Raw genomic sequence first — 24,991 nt, forward strand, 5'->3', positions numbered from 1 at the left:
ATCAGGCGCCGCGGTCTCCGCGCCGGTTCGCGCGTCCGAGCTCGTCGACGACGAGCAGTTCCGGCCGGAACCGGTCGGTGTCGTGCGCGACCCTGGCGATGAGGTGCGCGGCCATCGGGGCGGTGAGCGCCTGGAAGGCCACGATCGCGACCGAGAGCGTGACGGTGCCGAGGGTGAAGTTGTTGACCGCGACATCCACCGTCACGGCGATGAGGCCGAAGACCTGCGGCTTGGTCGCCGCGTGCAGCCTGCTGAGCACATCCGGGAAGCGCAGCAGGCCGACGCCGGCCGCGAGGCACATCAGGGCGGCGGAGAGCACGAGCACCGCCGTGACCACATCGCCGATCACCGCGGTCACGAGTGCTCCTTCCCGCCGAGGAAGCGGCCGACGGCGAGCGAGCCGAGCACCGCGAACAGGGCGAGCACGAGCAGCACCGGCAGGGTGTCGACGTGCCGGTTGATCGCCATCTCCGCGCCGAGCGCGCAGATCACGGTCGCGACGAGCACATCGGAGGCGATCACGCGGTCGAGGACAGACGGGCCGCGAATGATGCGGTACACCGCGCACAGTCCCCCGGCGCCGAACAGCACGGCGGCTACGATCACGACGACTCCCATCAGGTTTCCTTTCCCGTGTCGTCCAGGTTCCGGCGGTCCCTGTCGTCGTCATTCCGAGCGGATGCCGCGCGCGCGTCCCCGGCCGCGGCGCCCGTTGCCGCCGCAACGGCGGCCACAGCATCGCCGAGGGCGAGTCGTTCGAGGTCTTCGCGCGAGCCGAACGCGCGCACGATGCGCCGCTCGGTCGCGAGCACGCTCACCCGGAACCGGTCGATCTGGGCGTGCGTGCGCACGTTCAGCACGTGCAGGTAGAGCGTGGAGCTCACCCGGTCGGTGTCGATGACGATCGATCCGGGCACGATCGAGGTCGCAACGGCCGTCCAGGTCAGGATGAGGTCGCTCCGGGTGCGGAGCGGCACCGCGATGATCGCGCTGTCCGGACCGGCGGGCCTCCTGAGGGGCCTGAGGGCCAGCCAGGCGACCTGCACGGACGCGCGCACGATGTCGCCGAACAGCCGCAGCAGGAACGCGAGGGCGCCTGCCGGGCTGATCCGGCCGCTCAGCTGCACGGCGGGCAGGTAGAACACGACGGAGACGAGCGCGGCGAGCAGGGCTCCGGTCAGGAGGTTGAGCCAGGAGAAGCTGCCCCAGAGCAGCATCCAGAGCAGTACGAGCCCGAGCCAGAGCGGGAGCTGGTTCAGGAGGGCGGCGCGGCGCTCCGCGCGGGTCGTCACGGTGTGCCGCCAGGGAAGACCGCGTCGACATAGTCGCTCGGGGCCTCGATGTCGGCGGCGGCCCGCGCCGCGAAGTCGAACACGGGACCCGCGAAGACCGTCAGCCCGATGGTCAGCACGAGCAGCCCGGCGGTCGCGCCGACCATGAGCCGGGAGACGGTCTTGGTCACGACCGTTCCGTCGTCGTGCGGGTCGTCGGTGAGGCGGTCGAGCATGGCCGAGTCGTAGTTCTCGACCTCGCGGCGCGGGCGCCAGAAGGCCATGTTCCACGCGCGGGCGAGGGCGTAGAGGGTCAGGAGCGAGGTGGCCGCTCCCGCCCCGATCACCGCCCACGCGAGCGGGGTGCCGAGCTGCGCCCCGGCCTGGAACAGGGCGAACTTGCCGAGGAAGCCGGAGAACGGCGGGATGCCGCCGAGGTTCATCGCGCCGATGAAGAACAGCACTGCGACGACGGGAGCGGCCTTGAGCATGCCGCCCAGCCGGGCGAGGGAAGTCGTGCCGCCGACGCGCTCGATGAGGCCGGCCGAAAGGAACAGGGTGGTCTGGACGCTGATGTGGTGCACGACGTAGAAGATCGTCGCGGCGAGGGCGAGCGGGGTGCCGATCGCGATGCCGAAGATCAGGTAGCCGATGTGGCTGACCAGGGTGAAGGACAGCAGCCTCTTGATGTCGGCCTGGGCGAGTGCGCCGAGAATGCCGATCAGCATCGTGAGCGCGGCGACGATGAGGAGCGGCACCTGGAACGGGTTGCTCGGGAAGAGCAGGGTCTGGGTGCGCAGGATCGCGTAGACGCCGACCTTGGTGAGCAGGCCCGCGAAGACCGCCGTGACCGGGGCGGGTGCGGTCGGGTAGGAATCCGGGAGCCAGAACGACAGCGGGAACACGGCGGCCTTCACAGAGAAGGCGAGGAGGAGCATCAGCCCGAGGATGCCCTGCACGTCTCCGGGCAGGGCGGGGATGCGTTCGGCGAGGAGGGCGAGGGTCACGGTCCCCGTCGCGCCGTAGATCAGGGCGATCGAGCTGAGGAAGAGGATCGACGAGACCAGGCTCACGACGATGTAGGTGACGCCGGCACGGATGCGCGCACCGGTACCACCGAGGGTGAGCAGCACATAGCTGGCCGAGAGCAGCATCTCGAAGCCGACGTAGAGGTTGAACAGGTCACCGGCGATGAAGGCGTTGAACAGCCCGGCGGCGAGCACGAGGTAGGTCGGGTGGAAGATCGAGACGGGGGTTTCCCTGTCGCCGTCGATGATGCCCTGGCCGACGGCGAAGAGCAGCACGCCGAGGAGCATCACGGCCGAGACGAGCAGCATGAGAGCCGAGAGTCGGTCCACGACGAGCACGATCCCCCACGGCGCCTGCCAGCCGCCGACGTGCACGACGGCGGGTCCCTGCTGGTCGACGAGCACGAGGAGCGTGGCGCTGATCAGGGCGACCGTGGTCAGCGAGGCGACGCCGACAGCGATCTGGGTCACGGTGCGCCGGCCGAGGGCGAGCGTGATCGCGCTGCCGAGCAGCGGGACGGCGACGACGAGGGGGACGAGGATGGTCGCAAGGTTCATCGGGCGGCATCCGTGTTCCCGGGGCGGGCGGGCGCTCCGTCGTCGTGATCGTAGTCGTCCGGGTCGTCGTGATCATCGGGGTCGTCGCGATCGCCCGCGTCGTCGTGATCGCTCGCGTCGAGGGAGGCGCGCACGGCCGCGTCATCGTCCGCGGAGGACCGGAAGTCCTGCTCCGCGGAGGACGCGGTCTCCGCAGCGTGCTCGTCGGTGAGGGTGTCGCCCTCGTCGCCGAGCTGGGCAAGCCACCAGGCGCGATAGACCAGGGCGAGGATGAGGGCGGTCACGCCGAAATTGATCACGATCGCGGTCAGCATCAGGATCTGCGGCACGGGATCGACCATGTCGGCATCGCTCGCGGTTCCGGTGATGATCGGCGAGCTGCCGGGCCGGCCGCTCATGATGAAGATCAGCAGGTTGGTCGCGTTCCCGACGAGCACGAACCCGATCAGCACCCGGGTCAGGCTGCGCTCGAGCATGATGTAGACGCCGGCCGCGTAGAGCACGGCCATGACGACGACGAGGGTCAGGGAGGCGCTCACGGGACCACCTCCGGCACCGGCTCCGCGCCCGGTTCTGACACCGGGGCACCCGCGGCATCGGAGCCGGAACCGGTCGCGGAGGCGTCGGACCCGGCGGGCGGAGCCTCACCGGCCTCGCTCTGCCGGTCGATCTCGCTGCCGAGGCTGCGGAGGATGTCGAGTGCCAGGCCGATCACGACGAGGTAGACGCCGATGTCGAAAACAGTGGAGGTGCCGAAGGAGAGGTGCCCGAGCACGGGAACGTCGACGCTCGCGTACGCCGACTGCAGGGGGATCCCGGTGACGAACAGTGAGGCGACCGCGGTGCCGACGGCGAGGATCACTCCGAGGCCGAGGATCTTGCCCGGGTCGATCGGGGCGGCTTCGCCGAGTTCGTAGCGTCCTCCGGCGAGGTAACGGGCGACGAGGGCGAGCCCGGCGAGGAGCCCGCCGGCGAATCCGCCCCCTGGCGCGTTGTGCCCGGCGAAGAGCAGGAACACCGACACGACGATCGCGGGGTGGAAGAGAAGCCGCACGATGACCTCGATCAGGATCGACCGGTCCTCCGGCTTGATCGTGCGCCCGGCGAGCAGCCAGGACTGCCGGGTGACGGCGTGGCCGGCCGAGGAGGCCTGCGGGTCGGCGACGACGCGGCGACGGTTGCGCGGTGACCGCTGGGTGCGGGAGCCCTTCAGACGCGGCAGGGTCTCGGTGCGCCCGGACACGAAGAGCAGGCTCGCGACGCCGGTCGCGACGACGATGAGCACGGACACCTCCCCCATCGTGTCCCAGGCCCGGATGTCGACGAGTGCGACGTTGACGATGTTGGTGCCGTGCGCCTCGAGCGTCAGGCGCGGCAGCTCGAGCGCGATGCTCGGCGCCTGCCGGGCGCCGAGGGCGATCATGGCGACGGTGCCCATGGTCGCCCCGACCAGCACCCCGATCAGGGCGCGGCGCCTGCGATGCAACGGCGCGTTCGGGCGGGTGACCCTCGCCGGCAGCCGGCGCAGCACGAGCACGAAGACCACGAGGGTCATCGTCTCCACGAGAGCCTGGGTCAGGGCGAGGTCGGGTGCGCCGTGGAAGGCGAACAGGGCCACGAGGCCATAGCCGGTGACTCCCGCGAGCAGCACCGACGTCATCCGCTGCCCTGACCGCGACGCCGCGATCGCCGCAACGCCCATGATCACGGCGATGATGACCTGGCCCGGGTAATCCCAGAGCACGACCGAGTCCGGCCAGGTCCGGTTGACCAGGGAGGCGAAGCCGAGCGCGAGCACGAAGACCACGAGGATCGTGCCGAGGTACTGCGGCAGGCCGCCGCGCTGCGCGAAGTGGGTGAGCCTCGCCGCTGTGCGATCGACGCTGCGCACGAGCAGCCCGTAGCCGCGACCGGCGTCGACGGTGCCGGGCACCCGCTCCTGCAGCACCGCGACCCCGCGACGCTTCCAGAACATCACGGCGCCGAGCGTGAGCACGACAGCGGTGATTCCCAGGGCGGGTTCGAATCCGTGCCAGAGGGCGAGGTGCGCGTGCCCTCCGCCGGGGACGGTGTCCGCGTACGGCGCGAGCAGCGAGTCGAGCCGGCCGGCCAGCGGGCCGAGCGCGATCGTCGCGACGGCGAGCAGTCCCGGGGCGATCAGGATGTCCCAGCGGCTCGGGTGCAGGGCCGTCTGCGCGAGCGCCGCCCTCGTTCCGAACGCGCCGTGGAAGAAGCGGATGCTGTACGCCACGGTCAGGAGGGAGCCCACCGCCGTGCCGACGAGCGCCACCCAGCCCCAGCCGTCGCCGTGCAGTGCCGCCTCGAGGAACGCCGTGAAGACGGCCTCCTTGGCGACGAATCCGAGCAGGGGTGGAAGGCCGGCCATCGACGCCACGGCGACGAGCGCGATCACGGCGAGCGCCGGGTCGCTGCGGCCGATTCCGGAGAGCTTCCGGAGGTCGCGGGTGCCCGCGCGGTGGTCGATGATCCCCACGACGAGGAAGAGCGCCGCCTTGTAGAGCGCGTGGGCGAGGAGGAGCGCGGCCCCGGCGAGCGCCGCGTCGCGGGTGCCGAAACCGACGACGACCATGATGAAGCCGAGCTGGCTCACGGTTCCGTAGGCGAGCACGAGCTTGAGGTCGTGCTGCCGCAGGGAACGCCAGGCGCCCACGAGCATGGTCCAGACGCCGATCGTCATGAGCACCGGCATCCACCCCTCGGTGTCTGCATACCCGGGGGCGAGCCGGGCGACGAGGTAGATGCCGGCCTTGACCATGGCGGCGGCGTGCAGGTAGGCGCTGACCGGGGTGGGGGCGGCCATCGCGGCGGGGAGCCAGAAGTGGAAGGGGACGAGAGCCGACTTGGACAGGGCCCCGACGAGGATGAGCAGGATGGCCCAGGTCGCGAGCGGGCCGGTGACGGGTTGGGCGACGAGCAGGGCGAGCGAGGTCGTCCCTGCCTCGACGCTGAGCATCACGACGCCGACGAGCATGACGAGTCCGCCGAAGGTCGTCACGATCAGGGCCTGGAGCGCGGCGCCCCTGCTCTCCCTGCGGAAGGTGTAATGGCCGATCAACAGGTAGGAGAGCACGCTCGTGATCTCCCAGAACATGAACATCACGACCACGTCGTCCGCGGTCACGAGCCCGTACATGGTGCCTGCGAAGGCGAGGAGGCAGGCTGCGAAACGGCCGAGCGCCGGTTCGTCAGCGTCGAAGTAGCGGGCACAGTACACGAGAACGAGGGCGCCGACGCCGGTCACGACGAGGGCGAGCAGCCAGGCGAGGGTGTCGACGCGGAAGGACAGCGCGACGCCGAGCTGCGGGATCCACGGGATGCTCGAGGTTTCGGAACCTCCGCGCGTGACCGTCGCGGTCTGCGTGAGCGTGAAGACGAACGCCGCCGCAGGCAGAAGCGCGATCAGGTAGAACACCTTGGTGGACAGCACGCGGGTGAGCGCCGGCGTCAGGACGGACAGCGCCAGGAAGGCGAGGAGGATCGTCGTCATGCGGCCTCCGGCTCTGTTTCTCGGGTCAGGGGTACGGAAAACCAGTCTACCGAGTGCCCGGTGGACGAACCCTGTTAGGGGGCGCCGGCGCCCCACCGGTAGGGTGGGCGAAAAGCAACTGGATCGGAAGTGCCCCCATGACGAGTGCCATCCGGGGGCCGAAACGCCCCGATCCGACCGGGTCAGGGGCTGAGGCAGAGCCAGCGCAGCCTCACGAGCACGGGCACCACGGCCTGCCCGTCGAGACGCCGCTCGAGCACATCCACGATGCGACGAGCGTGCACGAGGATGCGGGCCTGCACAAGGGGCTCAAGGGCCGGCAGGTGCAGATGATCGCGATCGGCGGCGCGATCGGCACCGGGCTCTTCCTCGGCGCCGGCGGCCGGCTCGCCTCAGCGGGTCCTTCCCTCGTCTTCGTCTACGCGATCTGCGGGTTCTTCGCGTTCCTGATCCTGCGCGCACTCGGCGAGCTCGTCCTGCACCGCCCGTCGTCCGGCTCCTTCGTCTCGTATGCGCGCGAATTCTTCGGCGAGAAGGCCGCGTTCGTCACCGGCTGGCTGTACTGGATCAACTGGGTGATGACGGCGATCGTCGATGTCACCGCCGTCGCGCTGTACATGAACTTCTTCGCCAAGTACTGGGCGCCGTTCGGGAGCGTGCCGCAGTGGCTCTACGCGCTGACGGCCCTCGCGGTCGTGCTGTGCCTCAACCTGCTGTCGGTGAGCGTCTTCGGCGAGCTCGAGTTCTGGTTCGCGCTTATCAAGGTCGTTGCGATCGTGTCCTTCCTGCTCGTCGGCACCTGGATGGTGATCTTCGGCACCCCGATCCCGGGCCAGGAGGCCGGCTTCAGCCTGATCGCGGACAACGGCGGCTGGTTCCCCAACGGGGTGCTCGCCTCGATCGTCGTCGTGCAGGGCGTCGTCTTCGCCTACGCCTCGATCGAACTCGTCGGCACGACCGCCGGAGAGACCGCCCATCCGGAGACGGTGATGCCCAAGGCGATCAACACCGTGATCGTGCGCATCGCGGTCTTCTACGTCGGCTCGATCCTGCTGCTCTCGCTGCTGCTGCCGTACACCGCGTACCAGGCAGGCGTCAGCCCCTTCGTGACGTTCTTCGGCAGCATCGGCGTCGGCGGGGTCGACGTGATCATGAACCTCGTCGTGCTGACCGCGGCGCTGTCCTCGCTCAATGCCGGCCTCTACTCGACGGGACGGATCCTCCGGTCGATGTCGCTCGCGGGATCGGCGCCGCGCTTCGCCGGAAAGGTGAGCCGGACCGGGGTGCCGTTCGGCGGCATCCTCTTGACGGGCTTCGTCACCCTGCTCGGTGTCGGCCTCAATGCGATCGTGCCGGATGAGGCGTTCGAGATCGTGCTCAACATGGCGGCGATCGGGATCATCAGCGCGTGGGGGATGATCGTGCTCTGCCAGCTGCGCCTGCAGGCCTGGGCGAAGCGCGGGATCCTGAAACGGCCGGCGTTCCGCCTGTTCGGGGCTCCATACACCGGTTATGCGAGCCTCGGGTTCCTGGCGACGGTTCTCGTGCTGATGGCCTTCGACTGGCCGGTCGGCACGCTCACGATCAGTTCCCTGATCGTGATCATCCCGGCGCTCGTGGTCGGCTGGTATGCGTGCCGCGGCCGGATCCTGCAGATCGCGCTCGCCCGCGACGGCAAGACCGGGGCCTTCCCGATCAAGGCGAACCGGCCGCTCGCCGACGAGAACGGGACCGGGCGGCCTCCGCGGTAGACCCCTGCGCGGCGTATCCCGGTGGGCCCCTGCTGCACCGCGCGAGAGTGTGCATGATCTGACGCGCGGACGGATACGATTTGTTATATGGGGGCACAAAAACTGGGCCGGACGGTCGGCCTCGTGATCGCGGGACTCGCCACGGGCGCGGCGGCCGTGCTCTGGTTCCTGGTCGCCTCTGGCGAGCACGCCCCCGGTGCGGCCCCCTCCCAGATCGTGCTCTTCGGCGTGCTCCCGGTGTCGTACGACCCGAGCGCGCCGGGCCCCCGGGCGATCCTCGGCGCCATCGCCCTCTCCGTGCTCTTCGCCGCCGGCATCGCCCTGCTCGAACGCCGCGCGACGAACCGCTCCCGACGGTCCTCCAACGCGCACCTGACCCCGCTCGCACCGAAGATCGTGATGGCCCCGCAGGGAGGAGTCTTCGCCGGACCTGTGACGGTGACCGTGCTGATCCCGGCTCACAACGAGGCCCTGTCGCTCCCCGTGACCCTGGCCTCTCTTCTCACCCAGTCGCATCCGCCGGAGCGCGTCATCGTCGTCGCGGACAACTGCACCGACGACACTGTCAGCATCGCCCGAGAACACGGCGTCGAGGTCGTCGAATCCGTGGGCAACACCCAGAAGAAGGCGGGTGCCCTGAACCAGGCACTCAAACGGGTCCTGCCCGGACAGCTCGACAATGACGTCGTCATGATCATGGACGCGGACACCGCGCTCGATGACGGCTTCCTCGCCGAGGCCGTCGCCCGGTTCACGAGCGATCGCGCCCTGATGGCGATCGGGGGCCTCTTCTACGGGGAGCCGGGGTTCGGCCTGCTCGGACTCCTGCAGCGCAACGAGTACGTGCGCTACTCGCGGGAACTCGCCAGGCGGCGCGGCCGTGTCTTCGTCCTGACCGGGACGGCGTCGTTGTTCCGGCCCCTCGCGCTGCGGTCCGTGGCCGAGAACCGCGGTGTCACCATTCCCGGGGTGCCCGGCGACGTCTACGACACCTACGCCCTCACCGAGGACAACGAGCTGACCCTCGCGTTGAAGTCCCTCGGCGGACTGATCACCTCCCCCACCCAGTGCACCGTGGTGACGGAGCTGATGCCGACGCTCCCCGCGCTCTGGCAGCAGCGCCTGCGGTGGCAACGCGGCGCCCTCGAGAACATCGGCACCTACGGCCTGACCCCGGCGACCCTCCGCTACTGGGCGCAGCAGCTCGGCATCGGGTACAGCGTCATCGCCCTGACCTCGTTCCTGTCGCTGATGGTGCTGACCCTGCTCGCGGTCAGCACCTGGATCTGGTTCCCCTTCTGGCTCTGCCTGGGCCTCGTCTTCGTCACCGAACGCGTGGTCACCGTGTGGAAGGGCGGCTGGCGGGCCCGCCTGCTCGCGGTCACCGTGCTCCCCGAACTCTGCTTCGACATGTTCCTGAACGTGGTCTACGTCAAGGGCATCGTCGACATCACCCTCGGCAGGCATGCCGCCTGGGAACACGCAAGCATGAAGGTCGGAACCGGGAGCGCCGCCTGATGCCGGTCCACGTCCTCAGCCAGGTGCCCGCAGGCATCCTGCTGCCCGACACGATCCTCGCCTCGGAGTTCTTCGCCGTCTTCTCGGCCTTCGTCGGGATCAATACCGTCATCTACGTGGTCCTGGCCGTCGCCAAGATCCTGCCGAAGATCTATTTCACCGACTGGGTCAGGGGCAGCAACCGGCGGGCCGCCGCCCGCAGCATCTACGCGGTGGCGGAAATACCTGTGCGGCCGCCGCCTCCCCCGACCACGGTCGCCGTGACGACCCTCGAGGCATCCGTGCGCCGGGTGCGCGAGTCGGCGCATCCGCTCGCAGGAGTGCATGCGGGAGCGCACAGCGGAGCGCTCGCGTCGACGCACGGCGGGACGCACGCGGAGGCGCACGCCGGGACGCACGCGGCTACGCACGCGGCTACGCACGTGGCTAGGCACGTGGCACCGCATGCCGCGCTACGCGGCCGACCGGCGCCGGATCACCAGCTGGCTCACCAGCACGAGCGCGAGCGCGGCGACGAGGATCCCGACGTAGACGAACGGCACTGACGTGATGCCCGAGCGTTCGAGGAGAATCCCTCCGAGGAGGGCGCCGCCGCCGATGCCGGTGTTGAACGCGGTCGTGTAGAAGGCGCTCGCGGTGTCGCGGATACGACGGGACGCCGTGTGCATCAGTCGGGTCTGCAGCAGGGCGGGCAGGGCTCCGAACGCGATGCCCCAGAGCAGGAACGCGACGATGGCGACCGGGAGCAAGCCGCTCCAGATGCTCAGCACGGACACGCTGACCGCGCTCACGACGAGGCCGAGCACGAGGCCGAGCTGGGGCCGGGCGGCGAACACCGTGCCGCTCAGGAGCAGTCCGACGGCACCGGCGATCCCGTAGGCGAACAGGAACGGGGCGATCGCGGACGGATCGACCCCGAGGCCGTCGATCAGGAACGGCGCGATGTACGTGTAGAAGGAGTAGTGACCGATCATGATCAGGGCTGCGATGACGCAGATCAGGGCGACGGGAGCGATCGTGGGGTCCCGGCGCGCGGGCGCCTGGGGGCGCGGGGCGGCTGCCGGGGCCGGGTCGGTCACGGCTGCCTGGTCGGTCACGGCTGCTGACGTGGTCTCGAGCCGCGCAGCGCTCGCGTCCGGGGCGTCGGGGGCGGATGCCGCGGCATCCGCTGCCTGCGCCGGTACGCCCCGGTCGCCGCGCGGCGGGGAGACGTAGTGCTCGACCTTCGGCAGGAACCGCCAGACGAGGGCCGCGCCGATGAGCATGAGCACGGCGAGCAGCACGAAGGACAGCCGCCAGCCGAGCGCATGCCCGGCCGCCGTCCCGAGCGGAACGCCGAAGACGAAGGCGAGGGTGCCGCCGGAGATCGTGATCGAGATCGCCCGGCCGATCTGTTCCTTGGGCACGAGGTGGGCGGAGTACGCCCCGACGACGCCCCAGAACAGGCCGTGGGCGAGGCCGCCGAGCACCCGGGTGGCGACGACGAGTTCGTAGCTCGGGGCGAGCGCGGTGAGCACATTGCTGAGCGCGAAGACCAGGAGCACGAAGACGATCAGTCCGTGCCGGGGCAGCCGTTTCGTGAGCAGGGCCAGCGGCGTGCTCGTGAGCACGACGGTGAACGCGAACCAGCTCACAAGCAGGCCGGTCTGCGACTGCGGCACTCCGAGCGATCCGCTCATCTCCGGGAGCAGGCCGGTCGGCAGCATCTCGCTGGTGACGGAGAGGAACACGGCACCGGAGAGGGCGAGCAGCCCGATCCACGGGAAGCGGGCAGGAGGCGTCGAGGCGACCGAGCCGGTGCGGGGGCGGTCGGAGTGCGCGGTGGCGGTGTTGGCGGGATCGAAGCGGGGCAGCTCGATCGGCGAAGTCAGGGACATGGGTGTGCTCACAGAGGGCTGGGCCTGCAGCCCGCGCGGGGCCGGGCCGGCGCCAGCCGGATCGTGTGCGCGCAGCGTGCGCGCCCGGGGCCTGTCGCTTGTGCCGGCCACATCCAGCCTAACCGACAGCCTGACGGCAGCCGATAGCCTAGACGGATGACTAGTTCCACTCCGCTGCCCGCACACCACCACTGGGTCATCGCCCTCGTCTGCGTCGACCAGCCGGGCATCGTCCACGCCGTGAGCGGCGCCATCGTGCAGGCTCACGGCAACATCACCGAGAGCCAGCAGTTCACGAGCGCCGACACCGGCCGGTTCTTCATGCGACTCCAGATCGAGACTCCCGCCTCACGCGAGGAGCTCACGGCGGCGCTCGCACCCGTCGCCGAGCGCTACGCGATGACGTCGGTGATCGACGTCGTCGGCCGCCCGCTCCGCACCCTCGTGCTCGCCTCGACGGCGGGCAACTGCGTGAACGACCTGCTCTTCCGGCACCGGGGCGGCCAGGTGCCGATCGAGATCCCGCTGGTGCTGAGCAACCACGGCACCCTGCGCGACCTCGTCGGCTTCTACGGGGTGCCGTTCGAATCGCTCCCCACCACGGATGCCGCGAGCAAGGCCGCCTTCGAAGCCCGGGTGATCGAGGCGATCGAGGACAACGACATCGAGCTCGTCGTTCTCGCGCGGTACATGCAGATCCTGTCCCCTGAACTGTGCGCGGTGCTCGAGGGCCGGGCCATCAACATCCACCACTCGTTCCTGCCCGGGTTCAAGGGTGCGAACCCGTACAAGCAGGCCCACGCGCGCGGGGTCAAGCTGATCGGGGCGACGGCTCACTTCGTGACGAGCGACCTCGACGAGGGACCGATCATCGAGCAGAACGTGGTCCGGGTGGACCACTCCCGCACGCCGGCCGAGCTCGTCGCGATCGGCCAGGACGAGGAGAGCCGCACCCTCACTCAGGCGGTGACCTGGTTCGCCGAGCACCGGGTGCTGCTCGACGGGGCCCGGACGATCATCTTCAAGTAGCCGCCGGCATCCGTTCCCCTTCCGGTCGGGAGTGACCGTTCCGCCGGCCGCTCTCGACCGGAAAGGTGATGTTCGGGGAACGGTAGAGTGGGCGGGTGACTGACTCCCGTGCCCTGCCGAAGATCGGGTTCAACGACGTTCTGCGGTTCCTTCTCGAACTGTTCGCGTTCGTCACCCTCGCGGTCTGGGGCTTCACGACCTGGCCGTTCCCGTGGCCCGCGCTGCTCGTCGGCATCGTCGCCCCCGCGTTCGCGATCATCCTCTGGGCGCTGTTCCGGTCGCCGAAGGCCGTCTTCCGGCTCGACCCGTTCGGCAAGGCGATCATCGAGATCGCCGTGTTCGGCGCTGCCGCGATCGCGTGGTGGGACATGGGCCTGCCGGTCATCGGCGGCGTCTTCGCGGTCGTCGCGACGGTCAGCGGCGTCCTCTCCGGTCGCGCAGAACTGCGCTAGCTCGCTCGCCCGGGTCAGGCGGGACGGACCGCCCGAGTCTCGCGCGGCATCCGCAGGGCGAGGGCGCTCGTCGCGAGGAAGAACAGCGCACCGACACCGAACGCGACCGGGTACGAGACGGAATCGGCGAGCAGGCCCGCCGCGAGCGGGCCGATGATCGCGCCGAAGTCCGAGAACATCGAGAAGACCGCGACCGGGCGTCCGCCACCGGCCCCCGCTGCGTCGCCGACCGCGGCGGCGGGAGCCGTACCGAGGAACGCCGACGCGACCCCGTAGACGCAGAGCAGCACCGTGAGGACCACGATGTTCGGCGCGAACGGCACCGCGAAGATGGTCACGGCGGCGAGCAGGCAGGCTCCGATGATCGCCGGGCGGCGTCCGACGGTGTCGACGAAGCGGGCCGCGGGCGCGAGTGCGAGGGTCTGGGCGACCGCCGCGACAGCGAAGGCAACACCGGTCCAGGAGCTCGGGCCGCGCAGTACCTCGACGACGAGAACGGGGATCAGCGCGTTGCGCACGCCGAACGAGGTCCAGCCCTGCGCGAAGTTGGCCAAGCACGCGGCCCGGAACCGGGGGTCGGCGAGCACAGCGCGGAACGGGACCCTGGGCGCCGACGCTCCGGACGCATCCGCCGTCGCGTTGCGATAGCCGGGGCTCAGCAGCAGCAGCCCGAGCACACCGGCGATCGCGAGCGTGCCGGCGTAGAAGAAGAAGGGCGCCGTGAGCGAGATCGTCGCGAGCAGGCCGCCGAGGGCGGGGCCGGCCATGCCGCCGAGCAGGAACCCGCCCTGATAGAAGCCGATGGCGCGGCCGCGGATGCCCGGAGCAGTCGAGCCGAGCAGGAGCGTCATCGCCGAGACGGTGAACATCGCGGAGCCGATGCCGCCTGCCCCGCGCAACAGGAGCAACTGCGGGTAGTTCTGGGCGATGCCCGCGAGCCCGCTCGAGAGTGCGACGATGCCGATGCCCGCCGCGAGGATGGTCCGCTCCCCCGCCCAGTCGATCAGGCGCCCGCAGAACGGGCTCGCGACGAACCGCATCAGCGCGAACGCGGAGACGACCGCGCCGATCTCGAGGTTGCCGACGCCGAAGCTGCGCACGTAGACCGGGAGCACCGGGACGACGACGCCGAAACCGACCATGACGAAGAAGGCGATCACGCCGAGGACGAGCACGTCCCGGGAGAGTCGCGGCTGCCCATCCACCCCTGTGGGCGGCGTGCGGGGGCGGAAGAGGCGCATCTACTCAGGCTAGGCCGTCGCGGCGGTGTCGCCGCGCGGGCGGATGCCGCGGCTCAGCGCGCGAGCGCCGTCGCCGGTTCGCGGTGCACCGGTACGCTCCCGGCAGCGAGCGCGGCATCCCGCCGCCCGCCGATCGCACGGAGCGCGTTGAGGATCGTCGCGAGGTCGACGAGCTCCTGCAGGAGCGCCCCGATCGTCGCCGGGATCAGCCCGAACGCGGCGAAGACCATCAGGACCAGGCTCAGCGCAATACCGATCCAGATGCTCTGCAACGCGATCCGGATCGTGTCCTGCCCGATCGCGACCGCCCTGGCCGTGCGCGAGAGGTCGTCGATCAGGATGACGACGTCTGCTGACTCGCTCGCCGCGGTCGCGCCGCGCGCGCCCATCGCGATGCCGACATCCGCCACAGCGAGCACAGGAGCGTCATTGACACCGTCGCCGACCATGATCACCGGACGCTCCGTGATCGCTCGCACGCCCTCGACCTTGTCGACAGGCAGGCAGTCGGCCTGGACGTTCGTGATTCCCACGAGCGCGGCGATGTGCTCGGCCGTCGGCCGGGCGTCCCCGGTGAGCATGACCGTGTTGCGGATTCCGAGCTCCCCGAGGGCGTCGATCGTCTGGCGGGCATTGCCGCGCAGCTGGTCGCTCGCGACGATGCTGCCGGCGAAGCTCCCGTCCACGGCGACGTAGATGGCGAGTTCCCCGCCGTCGAGCGGGGCGGCGACGGCCGCCGGCGCGGTCTCCGCCACGAAGGAGAGCTTGCCCACGGTCACCTCGCGGCCGTCGAGCCTGGCGACGACGCCGTGTGCCGGCACCTCGCTCGCCGTCGCGGTCGCGAGGAGCTCGAGGCCGCGGCTGCGCGCCTCCGCGATCACGGATGCCGCGAGCACGTGGGACGAGTACTGTTCGGCGGACGCGGCGAGCGCCAGCACCTCGTCGGCGTCGAAGCCGGCGGCGGGCAGCACCCGGGCGATGGCGGGGGTGCCGTGGGTCAGGGTTCCGGTCTTGTCGAAGACGATGGTCCTGGCGCGGGACAGCGCTTCGAGCACCCCGCCGCCCTTGACGATGATTCCGTTGCGCGCCGCGCGGCTCATGCCTCCCATGAACGCGATCGGAGCAGAGATCAGCAGCGGGCACGGGGTGGCGACGACGAGCACCTCGGCGAAGCGGACCGGCTCACCGGTCAGGATCCAGGCGAGCGCAGCCAGGGACAGGGCGACCGCGGTGAACGGCACCGCGTACCGGTCGGCGAGCCGGACGACGGGTGCCTTGCTCGCGGAGGCCTCCTCGACGAGGGCCACGATCTGCTGGTACTGGCTGTTCGCCGCGGTCGCGGTTGCGCGGATGGTGGCGGCGGCCTGGCCGTTGATCGACCCCGAGAGGATGCCCTCGCCCTTGTTGCGTTCGACGGGGAGGCTCTCCCCGGTCAGCGAGGACTCGTCGAAGGCCGCGCTGGCGGACTCGAGCACACCGTCGACGGGAACGATCTCGGCCGGGCGCACGAGCAGGAGGTCACCCGGCTGCACAGCAGTGGCTGGCAGATCCTCGACGTCGGCCAGGTCGCCTGCGGATCTCAGGCGGTGCGCGATCTGCGGCGCCCGGTTGAGCAGGGCGTTGAGTTCGCGCTTGGCACGGTTCACGGCGAAGTCTTCGAGGGCGGCGCCCCCGGTGAGCATCAGCACGATCAGGATGGTCGCGACGTACTCGCCGACGAGCACCGTTGCGACGATGGCGGTGATCGCGAGCAGGTCGACGCCGAAACTGCCGTGGCGCAGCTGCTTGACCATGCCCACGGCCGAGATCGCGGCGACGAACAGGCCGAAGCCGCCGAACAGCCAGGCCAGGCTGTCGGCGAAGCCGGCGAGGGCCAGCCCGATTCCGACCACCCCGAGCACGATGGTCGCGGCGACAAGCGGATACCGCCGTACGGCGGCGAACAGACGGGACATGCTTCAAGTCTCGTCCCGTCCCCCGCCCACCGCCAGCAAGGTGAGGCTCGCCTGTCCGGGGCGGATGCCCGGCCGGCGACGCGCGCCGGGCATCCGTCTCGAGGGCGTTCGTCTCAGAGCACGAGCGCGGTCAGGAAGGCCGCGTTGATGGCCTCGCCGACCTTGGCCGGGTGCACACAGTCGCCGAGCGGATGCACGTTGGCTCGCCCTTCGAGCGCGAGCGTGAGCGCCGTGTTCGGACGCACCCCGAAGGCCGCGATCACCGTGGACGCGGTGACGTGTACGGCGCCGTCCGGGCCGGTCGCGGTGAGGCCGTCGGCGTCGACGGAGGTGACGGTGTGCCCGGTGAGGATCCGGACGCCCTTCTCCCCGAGTTCGCGCAGCAGGGTGATCCGGTTGATCACGATCATGTCGCGGGCGAGCTCGTCGGCGAGTTCGACGATCGTGACGTTGCAGCCCTGTCCGGCGAGTTCGAGGGCGGCGTCGCAGCCCGAGAGGCCGCCACCCGCGATGACGACACTATGGCCGACGGGGACGCCGCGGTGGAAGTCGAGCACGTCGATCACGTTCGCACCGTCGAGGCCGGGGATGGACGGCAGGAGCGGAAGAGAACCGGTCGCGACGATGATCTCGTCGGCCTCGAACGTCGCGAGGGAGTCCGCGTCGATGGTCGTGTCGAGGTGCACGGTCACGGGGAGGTGGGTGAACTGGCGTTCCCACCAGCCGATCATCGCACGCAGTTCCTTCTTGAACTCCGGGGTCGCCGCGGGCAGCAGCACGCCGCCGAGCTGGGGCCCTGCCTCGTAGAGGTCGACGGAGTGGCCGCGGAGCGCGGCGACCCGTGCGGATTCGAGTCCGCCGGGGCCGCCGCCGATCACGACGACGTGCTTGAGGACGTCGGCCTTCTCGACGCGGCGTTCGCGCTCGAAGCCGACCTGGGGGTTCACGGCGCAGCCGAGCGGCAGGGCGAAGAAGGCGTTGCCGACGCACATCGAGTTGCAGCGGATGCACGGTCGGATGTCCGCGCGATCGCCCGCGGTGAGCTTGCCCGCCCACTCCGGATCCGCGATCAGTCCGCGCCCGATGCCGGCGAAGTCGGCGTCGCCCGCGGCGAGGGCGGCCTCCGCGTTCTCCGGGGTGAGGTTGCCGACGGCCATCACGGGGATGGACACGACGTCCTTGAGTGCGCGGGCCGCCGGGACCATGCACGCGTCGCCGAGGTAGTACGGCGGGAAGACGTAGTCCATGGCTTCGTATGACCCGTCGTCGGCGATGATGAGGTCGAGCCCTGCCGCGGCGAGTACGACGGCGATGGCCTGGCCCTCCGCCGTCGTGCGGCCCCCGGCGAAACGGTGGTTGACAGAGAGGCGGAAGCTGACGGGCAGGCCGGGCGCGTTGGCCTTGACGGCGGCGATGATCTCGGTCGCGAACCGGCAGCGGTTCTCGACACTGCCGCCGTAGACATCCGTGCGGCGGTTCCAGCAGGCGCTCATGAACTGGTCGATCAGGTAGCCCGTGTGGCCGTGGATGTCGATCGCATCCATCCCCGCGGCGGCGGCGCGGGCTGCGGCTTCGCCGAAGCGGCGGACGAGCAGGTGGATCTCGTCGATCTCGAGCGGCCGGCAGAGCACGCTCGGGTCTGCATAGTGCGGGTTGTCGGAGGCGGAGATCGGCAGCCGGTCCGGGTCGATCACGTTGATGTTGCGCCCGAGGCCCGCGGTGAGCTGCAGGGAGACCAGCCCGCGGACGGCGTGGATCGATTCGGCGAGGGCGGTGAGGCCCGGAAGCGCGGCATCGGTGTGCACGCAGCAGAGTCCGGCGTTGAGCGTCTCGTAGTCCTCGGAGACGGCGCTGATGCCGGTCATCACGAGGCCAGTGCCCCCGCGGGCGCGTTCGGTGTAATACGCGATCTCTTGAGCGGTGAAGAGCCCCTCCGGGGTGCCCATCTCGGTGCCCATCGGCGCCATGATCACCCGGTTCGGGAGTTCGAGGGTACCGATGCGACCCGGTTTGAGGACGTGTGCGAAGCCTGTCATGGTGTTCTTTCCCGTGCGATGACCGATGGTCGTCGTCGACCTGGGGCGCATCCCGGGCGGGAAATCGGGCGGGAAAAATGGAGCAAGAGCAACGACCTGAATTGTTTCAATCCTAGGTGAGCCGCCAGAGTGAAAACCGAAGAATCGCTATGGATTCGTTCCGGATGTCCGGTCCCGAAGCATCGCGAAGTCGATCGCGAGCAGGTATTTGATCCGCTCCTCACGCATCCGCGCGTAGCCAGGGGCGTGGCCGTCGATCGTCTGGCGGATCAGGCGTGCGGCGAGGGCCTTCCGGATCTCATAACTCGCGTCGTGTTGCGCGTCCTCGACGATCGCGGCCAGTTTCTTGTCGTCGTCCGCGACCGCGTGCAGGATGAGGGCGAGACCCTTGTGGGCGCGACGACGGCGGCCGAGCCTGCCAATGTCGAGCCGCTCATCCTCGGTGAAGCCCTGCGACCAGCGCCGGGACGCGAGTTCCCGTCTTTCCTGCGCGACGCGGGCGGCATCCTCTTCGTTCTGCGCCGCAAGAAGGAGCAGTTCATCGCGCGCGACCGTCTGGTAGGACGATTCGTCGAAGTTGTCGTGCTCGCGGAGAGCCCCGACGATGATGTGGTTCTTCACGGCCATCCGCACCGCGGAGAGGGCGATGAGGAGGCCCTCGTCGATGATCCGTTCCATGGCGTTCATCCGCGGCGCCGCATCCGACGCGAGGGTCGCGTGCGGGACACCGAATGCCATTCAGGTGCCATGCCGCGTCGCTTTCTCGTCCAGGTGAGAAACTATGTCTCCTGCACTGATTTTATGGGCATTCGACTCCCGTGCGTATGCCGCGCGCAATACCCGAAAGGTTCCGATGTCCCCTGTCGATCCCGCCGCGTCCTTCCCCGGCGTCGTCGAACGCCTCCGCGCGGCGGGATGCGTCTTCGCCGAGGAGGAAGCGGAGCTCCTCGTTGGCGAGGCCCGGTCGGCGGACGAGCTCGAGGACCTGCTCGAGCGCAGGGTGGGCGGGGAGCCGCTCGAGTACGTCCTCGGCTGGGCGCTGTTCTGCGGGCTGCGGGTGCACGTCGAACCCGGGGTCTTCGTGCCGCGGCGACGCACGGAGGCGCTTGTGCGCGAGGCCGCAGGGCTCGCCGGTCCCGGTGCGATCGTCGTCGACCTCTGCTGCGGCACGGGAGCGGTCGGTGCCGCCCTGCTCTCGGCCCTGCCGGGGCTGGGGCTCGACCTCCTGGCGGCGGACCTCGACCCGGTCGCAGTCCGCTGCGCCCGCGTCAACCTCCCTGGCCGAACCGTGGTCGAGGGCGATCTTTTCGCCCCCCTGCCCCTGGCCCTGCGCGGTCGGATCGTGCTCCTGCTCGTCAACGCGCCATACGTGCCGACCGGCTCCATCGAGCGGATGCCGCCGGAGGCCCGGGTGCACGAGCACCGGCTGGCGCTCGACGGCGGTTCTGACGGGCTCGACGTGCAGCGAAGGGTCGCGGCGGCGGCGGCAGGCTGGCTCGCCCCCGGCGGCCATCTCCTGATCGAGACGAGTGCGCGCCAGGCGCCGGTGACGAGCGCGTTGTTCGCCAGGAACGGCCTGCTCCCCCGTACCGCGCACCACGACGACGTCGACGGGACCGTTGTGATCGGCACACGGGTGAGGCCCCCGACCCCAGGGGTCGAGGGCCTCTCCCGGACGAGCGGGGCCGGTTAGGCCAGGCGCGTCTGCAGGTTCGTCGCGATGGCGGCGAGGAATTCCTCGGTCGTCTGGTAGCCCTGCTCCGGGCCGACCAGCAATGCGAGGTCCTTGGTCATCTGGCCGCTTTCGACGGTCTTGATGACGACGTCCTCGAGGGTCTCGGCGAACTCGGCGAGCGCCGGGTTGCCGTCGAGCTTGGCCCGGTGCGAGAGGCCGCGGGTCCAGGCATAGATCGAGGCGATCGGGTTCGTCGAGGTGGGCTTGCCCTGCTGGTGCTGGCGGTAGTGGCGGGTCACGGTGCCGTGCGCTGCCTCTGCCTCAACGACCTTGCCGTCGGGAGTGGAGAGCACGCTCGTCATCAGGCCGAGCGAGCCGAAGCCCTGCGCGACGGTGTCCGACTGCACGTCGCCGTCGTAGTTCTTGCAGGCCCAGACGTAGCCGCCTTCCCACTTCATGGCGGATGCGACCATGTCGTCGATCAGGCGGTGCTCGTAGGTGAGGCCGGCAGCCTCATAGCGGGCCTTGAACTCGGTGTCGAAGATCTCCTGGAAGATGTCCTTGAACCGGCCGTCGTATGCCTTGAGGATGGTGTTCTTGGTCGACAGGTAGACCGGGTAGTTCCGCACGAGGCCGTAGTTGAGCGAGGCACGGGCGAAGTCACGGATCGAGCTGTCGAGGTTGTACATGCCCATCGCGACACCGCTGCCCGGGGACTGGAAGACCTCGAAGGTCTGCGCCTCCGAGCCGTCCTTCGGCGTGAAGGTCATGCTGAGCGTGCCCTCCCCCTCGAAGCGGAAGTTCGTGGCGCGGTACTGGTCGCCGAAGGCGTGGCGGCCGATGATGATCGGCTTGTTCCAGCCGGGCACCAGGCGCGGGATGTTGGAAATGATGATCGGCTCACGGAAGATCGTGCCGCCGAGGATGTTGCGGATCGTGCCGTTGGGAGACGCCCACATCTTCTTGAGGCCGAATTCCTCGACCCTGGCCTCGTCCGGGGTGATGGTCGCGCACTTCACGCCGACGCCGTGCTTCTGGATGGCGTGGGCAGCGTCGATCGTGATCTGGTCGTCGGTCTCATCGCGTTTCTGGATCGACAGGTCGTAGTACTCGAGGTCGATGTCGAGGTACGGGTGGATGAGCGTGTCCTTGATGGCCTGCCAGATGATGCGCGTCATCTCGTCCCCGTCGAGCTCGACGACGGTGCCTTCAACCTTGATCTTCGCCAATGAATTCTCCTCAGAATGGTACCGGCCACGTGGCCGAGCCAATTCTACAAGGCCCCCGCAACTGTCTCGACATCGAGACAGTTTTCGGTCCGGTCCTGCCCGGCGCACAAAACCCGACTACCACGCCGGTCGGCCGCAGGTTAGCCTGTTGCCATGGGTGAACTACGTCTGGAAGAACTGTCCGCACGCAACATTGTTGCGGCCAATAGCCTCAGTCTCAAACCGGGCCAGGAGCTGTACATCGCTCCCGTCTCCTATGCGGTGGCGGCTTCCGTGATCAATCCCGCGACCGCGTGGCAGCGCGTCGTGTTGCTCGACGGCGAGGTGGCCGGGTTCATCCACGGCAACTTCGACCCCGATTCGGAGCACGAGGAATTCCGGGCCTGCATCTGGAGGATCAACGTCGACGCGAGCGCCCAGGGCAAGGGCGTCGGCAAATTCGCAGCGGAGTCACTCGCCCAGGAGGCCAGGAAGCGGGGCTTCGACCACATCACCGTGATCTGGGAACCCGGCGAAGAAGGACCGGAGTCGTTCTTCCACCGGATCGGCTTCGTCGACATCGGCGAGACGGCATACGGCGAGATGATCGGTTCGCTCAAGCTGTAGCGGCCAGACGGTTCCGCCGGCCATGCGCCTCGCCCCCGACAGCGACTTCGTCACGCATGTCCTCGGCATCGTCGACTCGATTCCCGCCGGGCGGGTGATGACCTACGGCGACGTCGCGGCGGTGCTCGGCTCTCGCGGCGCCCGTGTCGTCGGCCAGATCATGGCGCACTATGGGGCGGATGTCCCCTGGTGGCGGGTGGTCCGGGCCGGCGGCCACCCGCCGGTCGCGCACGAGGCCAGGGCGCTGCCGCACTACCGCGAAGAAGGCACCCCGCTCGTCCTCCTGGGCACCGCGGAGTCCGGCTACCGGGTCGATTACCGGGCTGCGCGCTGGTCACCGACCTGACCTGCCCCTCGCGGGCACCGCCGGCACCGGGTACGGTGCCCGCATGGACAGTGCAGAAGGCTTTCAGGACCCCGTCGTCACCAATCCCGGCCTCTACCGGGTGATCCTCGAGAATGAGCGGGTACGCGTCCTCGAATACCGGGACACGCCCGGTGCCGCGACCGCGCCGCACCGGCATCCGGACAGTGTCATGGTCACCCTGAGCGAATTCAGCCGGCGGATCTCGTCGGACGGCCGCGCCGTCGACGTCGAGCTTCCCGCCGGGGTCGCACGATGGCTTCCCGCCCAGGAACACACCGGTGCGAACACCGGCCATACCGACACGCACTCGATCTTCATCGAACTCAAGGAGCCTTCGCGGCATCCCCGAGGGCGCACGGACGAGCGGCCGCTCGGGCCGCAGTCCGCCGCACCGTCGACGCCGGACACCGACGATGAGGCGAACGTCTGGGGCTTCTCCTAGCGCGCCGCAGGCAAACGGTGTTAGCGTGCGGCATGTCCAGTGAACAGAACGCCACACAGTCCCTCGATCCGCTCGTGACGGATCCCGGCGTCTACCGGGTATTGCTCGAAAACGACCGCGTTCGCGTGCTCGAATTCCTTGATGCCCCCGGCGACACCACCAACCCGCACGAGCACCCAGACAGCGTGATGATCACGCTGAGCGCATACTCCCGGAGGCTCTCCTTCGAAGGCAGGGAGGTCGATGTCGAACTCCCGGCCGGCGAGACCGCCTGGCTCCCTGCCCAGGAACACGCCGGCGTGAACATCGGCACCACGCCGACCCACGCGATCTTCGTCGAGCTCAAGGAACAGGCCGTGCGCGCCCCCGATCCCAGCCTGCACCCGCTCGGGCCGGCGCCGCGCCCGCTGATCGGCATCCCGTTGTCGGACGCCTCGAGCGACGAAGAGAAGGCCTGGGGCTTCGCCTAGGCCGGTCTCCCCTGCCGGCTCAGGCCGGCAGGCACCAGTCGCCTGACCGCATGGTCGCGGTGACGTAGAGCCCGGCATCGAGGACGATCAGGTCGGCCGGCTGCCCCGCGGCGAGGCGGCCGCAGTCGGTGAGGCCGATCATGTCGGCCGGGTTCTGCGTGGCCGCTCGCACCGCCGTGGCGAGGTCGACCCCTGCCGTGTGCACGGCGAACCGGACGGCCTCGCTCAGGGTGAGGACACTGCCGGCGATCGTCCCGTCCGCGAGGCGCGCTTCACCGTCGAGCACGCTGACGGGGAGGCCGCCGAGGGTGTATTCGCCCTCGTCCGCACCGGCCGCGGCCATCGCGTCGGTCACGAACACCGGTCGCGACGGGCTCTGCGTGATGAAGCGGACGACCGCGGGATGCAGGTGCACCCCGTCTGCGATCAGTTCGGCGAACACGGCGGGGTTCTCGAGCAGCGCGAGGGACGGCCCGGGTTCCCGATGGTGCAGGGGACGCATCGCGTTGAAGAGATGCGTGCCCGCCGTGGCCCCCGCCTGGATCGCCTGCCTGGTCATGGCGTCATTGGCGTCGGTGTGGCCGATCGCGGCGACCGCGCCGTATCCGACGATCCGCCGGACGGCGTCGAGCCCGCCAGGGAGCTCAGGGGCGATCGTGACCATGCGCACCGTGCCGTGGCCGGCGCGCATGAGGCGGTCGATGCTGTCCCTGTCGGGCACCCGGAGCAGCTCCGCCGTGTGGGCGCCCCGATGGATCGGGCTCAGCCAGGGTCCTTCGAGGTGGATTCCTGCGAGCAGGCCGGAATCGACGAGGTCGGCGAGGCCGGCCACGAGGCGTTCCATCTCATCGAGCGGTGCCGTGACGAGGCTCGCCATCAGCGTGGTCGTGCCGTGTTCCCGGTGGGTCGCCGCGATCCCGGCCGCCGCGATCTCCGTGTCGGCATCGTTGAAGCTGAATCCGCCGCCGCCGTGATTGTGCACGTCGACGAAGCCGGGGGCGAGGATCCCGTCCGGGTAGTGGGCATCGGCGACGCGCGGCGGGAGGCCGGCGCCGACGGCGATGATCCGTCCGGCCCTGACCTCGACCCAGCCCGGGGTGTGCACGGCGTCCGCGGCGACGACCGTGCCGGCGCTGAGCAGAATCGAGTCGGCCACGGGGTTAGATTCCCTGCCAGGCGTACTTGTGGGCGTATGCGTATGCGTAGTAGTCCCGGTTGGCGAGGCGGGATGCCGCGGCCTCGTCGACGAGGACGGTCACGTGCGGGTGAAGCTGGATGACCGAACCGGGCTTGCTCGATGAGACCGGTCCCTCGACGGCGGACGCGATCGCATCCGCTTTCTCTTCGCCGAACGCGAGCAGGATGAGGTGCCTGGCGCGGCGAATCGTGCCGAGGCCCTGGGTCATGCAGTGGATCGGCACGTCATCGGGAGAGGCGAAGAAGCGCGCGTTGTCGATCCGGGTCTTCTCGGTCAGGGTCTTGATCCGGGTGACGGACGCGAAGGAGGAGCCGGGCTCGTTGAAGCCGACGTGACCGGTCTGCCCGATACCGAGGATCTGCACGTCGACGCCGCCGGCCGCGACGATGGCGGCCTCGTAGTCGAGTCCCGCGGTCTCGAGGGTGGCCACGTCGCCGTTCGGGGTGCGGATGTTCGCGGGGTCGAGACCGAGGGGCACGACGACGTCGCGGGTGATGACGGCGCGGTAGCTCTCCGGGTGCCCTGCGGGCAGCCCGACGTATTCGTCGAGGGCGAAGCCGCGCACGCGGGACATGTCGAGGGGTTCCTTCGCGAGGGAGGCTGCGAGCGCCGCGTACACGGAGAGCGGCGTGGACCCGGTGGCCAGGCCGAGGACGGCATCCGGCTTGCGCATGATCAGGGCACGGATGGATGCCGCAGCAAGCGTTCCCGCTGCGGTCTCGGTGTCGAGGACGATTACTTCAGCCAATGTTCTGCTCCAGTTTCACAATGATGGTGCGT

The 24,991-nt window shown here is 69.6% G+C and carries 24 protein-coding genes; 10 read left to right on the forward strand and 14 right to left on the reverse strand.

The window, feature by feature from the left end; all coding sequences use genetic code 11:
- Window position 1: 1 nt before the first annotated feature.
- From mnhG to E3O50_RS10130, 6 genes are read right to left on the reverse strand one after another with little or no spacing between them, the layout of a single operon-like run.
- Window positions 2-358 (reverse strand): monovalent cation/H(+) antiporter subunit G, encoded by a 357-nt coding sequence (gene mnhG / locus E3O50_RS10105; RefSeq protein WP_134558982.1) that lies wholly within the window; start codon window positions 356-358, stop codon window positions 2-4.
- Entirely contained in the window at window positions 355-618 is a 264-nt protein-coding gene (locus E3O50_RS10110; RefSeq protein ID WP_174774608.1) for a monovalent cation/H+ antiporter complex subunit F, read from the reverse strand. Before E3O50_RS10110 ends, mnhG begins: the two co-directional genes overlap by 4 nt.
- Window positions 618-1,292 (reverse strand): Na+/H+ antiporter subunit E, encoded by a 675-nt coding sequence (locus E3O50_RS10115; RefSeq protein ID WP_134558984.1) that lies wholly within the window; start codon window positions 1,290-1,292, stop codon window positions 618-620. The genes E3O50_RS10110 and E3O50_RS10115 overlap by 1 nt, the downstream gene beginning before the upstream one ends.
- Window positions 1,289-2,857 carry a Na+/H+ antiporter subunit D gene (locus E3O50_RS10120; RefSeq protein ID WP_134449988.1) on the reverse strand — a complete coding sequence of 523 codons (1,569 nt, stop codon included), beginning with the start codon at window positions 2,855-2,857 and terminating at the stop codon, window positions 1,289-1,291. Before E3O50_RS10120 ends, E3O50_RS10115 begins: the two co-directional genes overlap by 4 nt.
- Window positions 2,854-3,396 (reverse strand): NADH-quinone oxidoreductase subunit K, encoded by a 543-nt coding sequence (locus E3O50_RS10125; RefSeq protein ID WP_134558986.1) that lies wholly within the window; start codon window positions 3,394-3,396, stop codon window positions 2,854-2,856. Before E3O50_RS10125 ends, E3O50_RS10120 begins: the two co-directional genes overlap by 4 nt.
- Window positions 3,393-6,365, reverse strand: a complete 2,973-nt coding sequence (locus tag E3O50_RS10130; protein ID WP_134558988.1) for a Na+/H+ antiporter subunit A — start codon at window positions 6,363-6,365, stop codon at window positions 3,393-3,395. Before E3O50_RS10130 ends, E3O50_RS10125 begins: the two co-directional genes overlap by 4 nt.
- Before the next feature lie 137 nt (window positions 6,366-6,502).
- Between E3O50_RS10130 and E3O50_RS10135 the strand changes: the two genes are divergently transcribed.
- The 3 genes from E3O50_RS10135 to E3O50_RS10145 all read left to right on the forward strand — a co-directional run bounded on the left by E3O50_RS10135 (window position 6,503) and on the right by E3O50_RS10145 (window position 10,179).
- Window positions 6,503-8,116, forward strand: a complete 1,614-nt coding sequence (locus E3O50_RS10135) for an amino acid permease (protein ID WP_134558990.1) — start codon at window positions 6,503-6,505, stop codon at window positions 8,114-8,116.
- An 87-nt stretch (window positions 8,117-8,203) separates the two neighbouring features.
- Complete coding sequence (locus tag E3O50_RS10140) at window positions 8,204-9,634, forward strand: glycosyltransferase family 2 protein (RefSeq protein WP_134558992.1); 1,431 nt, start codon at window positions 8,204-8,206, stop codon at window positions 9,632-9,634.
- A complete protein-coding gene (locus tag E3O50_RS10145; RefSeq protein ID WP_134558994.1) occupies window positions 9,634-10,179 on the forward strand; it encodes a hypothetical protein in 546 nt (181 codons plus the stop codon). Before E3O50_RS10140 ends, E3O50_RS10145 begins: the two co-directional genes overlap by 1 nt.
- Here the strand turns inward: E3O50_RS10145 and E3O50_RS10150 are convergent.
- Window positions 10,087-11,511, reverse strand: a complete 1,425-nt coding sequence (locus E3O50_RS10150; RefSeq protein ID WP_134558996.1) for an MFS transporter — start codon at window positions 11,509-11,511, stop codon at window positions 10,087-10,089. The two genes, E3O50_RS10145 and E3O50_RS10150, sit on opposite strands and share 93 nt — an antisense overlap.
- Window positions 11,512-11,667: 156 nt before the next feature.
- On the opposite strand from E3O50_RS10150, the gene purU reads away from it, so the two are divergent.
- Window positions 11,668-12,540, forward strand: a complete 873-nt coding sequence (gene purU / locus E3O50_RS10155) for a formyltetrahydrofolate deformylase (RefSeq protein WP_134558998.1) — start codon at window positions 11,668-11,670, stop codon at window positions 12,538-12,540.
- Between the two features lie 95 nt (window positions 12,541-12,635).
- The gene (locus E3O50_RS10160) at window positions 12,636-12,992 is read left to right on the forward strand and encodes a YrdB family protein (protein ID WP_134449980.1); all 357 of its coding nucleotides are present in this window, start codon (window positions 12,636-12,638) and stop codon (window positions 12,990-12,992) included.
- A 14-nt stretch (window positions 12,993-13,006) separates the two neighbouring features.
- On the opposite strand, the gene E3O50_RS10165 is transcribed toward E3O50_RS10160, so the two are convergent.
- The 4 genes from E3O50_RS10165 to E3O50_RS10180 form a co-directional block, all read right to left on the reverse strand.
- Window positions 13,007-14,233 (reverse strand): MFS transporter, encoded by a 1,227-nt coding sequence (locus E3O50_RS10165; protein WP_134449979.1) that lies wholly within the window; start codon window positions 14,231-14,233, stop codon window positions 13,007-13,009.
- Between the two features lie 53 nt (window positions 14,234-14,286).
- On the reverse strand, window positions 14,287-16,188 hold the full coding sequence (locus E3O50_RS10170) for a heavy metal translocating P-type ATPase (protein ID WP_134449978.1): 1,902 nt from the start codon (window positions 16,186-16,188) through the stop codon (window positions 14,287-14,289).
- A 113-nt stretch (window positions 16,189-16,301) separates the two neighbouring features.
- The gene (locus tag E3O50_RS10175; protein ID WP_134559000.1) at window positions 16,302-18,224 is read right to left on the reverse strand and encodes an FAD-dependent oxidoreductase; all 1,923 of its coding nucleotides are present in this window, start codon (window positions 18,222-18,224) and stop codon (window positions 16,302-16,304) included.
- A 147-nt stretch (window positions 18,225-18,371) separates the two neighbouring features.
- Window positions 18,372-18,962, reverse strand: a complete 591-nt coding sequence (locus E3O50_RS10180) for a hypothetical protein (protein ID WP_134449976.1) — start codon at window positions 18,960-18,962, stop codon at window positions 18,372-18,374.
- A gap of 115 nt (window positions 18,963-19,077) precedes the next feature.
- Between E3O50_RS10180 and E3O50_RS10185 the strand changes: the two genes are divergently transcribed.
- Complete coding sequence (locus E3O50_RS10185; RefSeq protein ID WP_134559002.1) at window positions 19,078-19,917, forward strand: putative protein N(5)-glutamine methyltransferase; 840 nt, start codon at window positions 19,078-19,080, stop codon at window positions 19,915-19,917.
- Here the strand turns inward: E3O50_RS10185 and E3O50_RS10190 are convergent.
- On the reverse strand, window positions 19,914-21,128 hold the full coding sequence (locus E3O50_RS10190) for an NADP-dependent isocitrate dehydrogenase (protein WP_134449974.1): 1,215 nt from the start codon (window positions 21,126-21,128) through the stop codon (window positions 19,914-19,916). The genes E3O50_RS10185 and E3O50_RS10190 overlap by 4 nt on opposite strands.
- 153 nt (window positions 21,129-21,281) lie before the next feature.
- Here E3O50_RS10190 and E3O50_RS10195 point away from each other — a divergent pair, with 153 nt between their 5' ends.
- The 4 genes from E3O50_RS10195 to E3O50_RS10210 are packed head-to-tail and all read left to right on the forward strand — an operon-like array spanning window position 21,282 to window position 23,013.
- On the forward strand, window positions 21,282-21,734 hold the full coding sequence (locus E3O50_RS10195) for a GNAT family N-acetyltransferase (RefSeq protein ID WP_134449973.1): 453 nt from the start codon (window positions 21,282-21,284) through the stop codon (window positions 21,732-21,734).
- 22 nt (window positions 21,735-21,756) lie between these two features.
- Window positions 21,757-22,080 carry an MGMT family protein gene (locus E3O50_RS10200; protein ID WP_134449972.1) on the forward strand — a complete coding sequence of 108 codons (324 nt, stop codon included), beginning with the start codon at window positions 21,757-21,759 and terminating at the stop codon, window positions 22,078-22,080.
- 43 nt (window positions 22,081-22,123) lie between these two features.
- Window positions 22,124-22,543: a cytoplasmic protein gene (locus tag E3O50_RS10205; protein ID WP_198413390.1), complete on the forward strand. Its 420-nt coding sequence runs from the start codon at window positions 22,124-22,126 to the stop codon at window positions 22,541-22,543.
- Window positions 22,544-22,575: 32 nt separating this feature from the next.
- On the forward strand, window positions 22,576-23,013 hold the full coding sequence (locus tag E3O50_RS10210) for a cytoplasmic protein (RefSeq protein WP_198413389.1): 438 nt from the start codon (window positions 22,576-22,578) through the stop codon (window positions 23,011-23,013).
- 19 nt (window positions 23,014-23,032) lie between these two features.
- On the opposite strand, the gene nagA is transcribed toward E3O50_RS10210, so the two are convergent.
- Both nagA and E3O50_RS10220 read right to left on the reverse strand, forming a co-directional pair.
- Window positions 23,033-24,169, reverse strand: coding sequence for an N-acetylglucosamine-6-phosphate deacetylase (gene nagA, locus E3O50_RS10215; RefSeq protein ID WP_241975332.1), 1,137 nt, complete (start codon window positions 24,167-24,169; stop codon window positions 23,033-23,035).
- Window positions 24,170-24,173: 4 nt separating this feature from the next.
- The gene (locus E3O50_RS10220; RefSeq protein ID WP_134559004.1) at window positions 24,174-24,959 is read right to left on the reverse strand and encodes a glucosamine-6-phosphate deaminase; all 786 of its coding nucleotides are present in this window, start codon (window positions 24,957-24,959) and stop codon (window positions 24,174-24,176) included.
- Window positions 24,960-24,991 lie beyond the last annotated feature (32 nt).

It is taken from the genome of Cryobacterium sp. MDB1-18-1 (assembly GCF_004402735.1).
Taxonomy (GTDB): Bacteria; Actinomycetota; Actinomycetes; order Actinomycetales; family Microbacteriaceae; genus Cryobacterium; species Cryobacterium glucosi.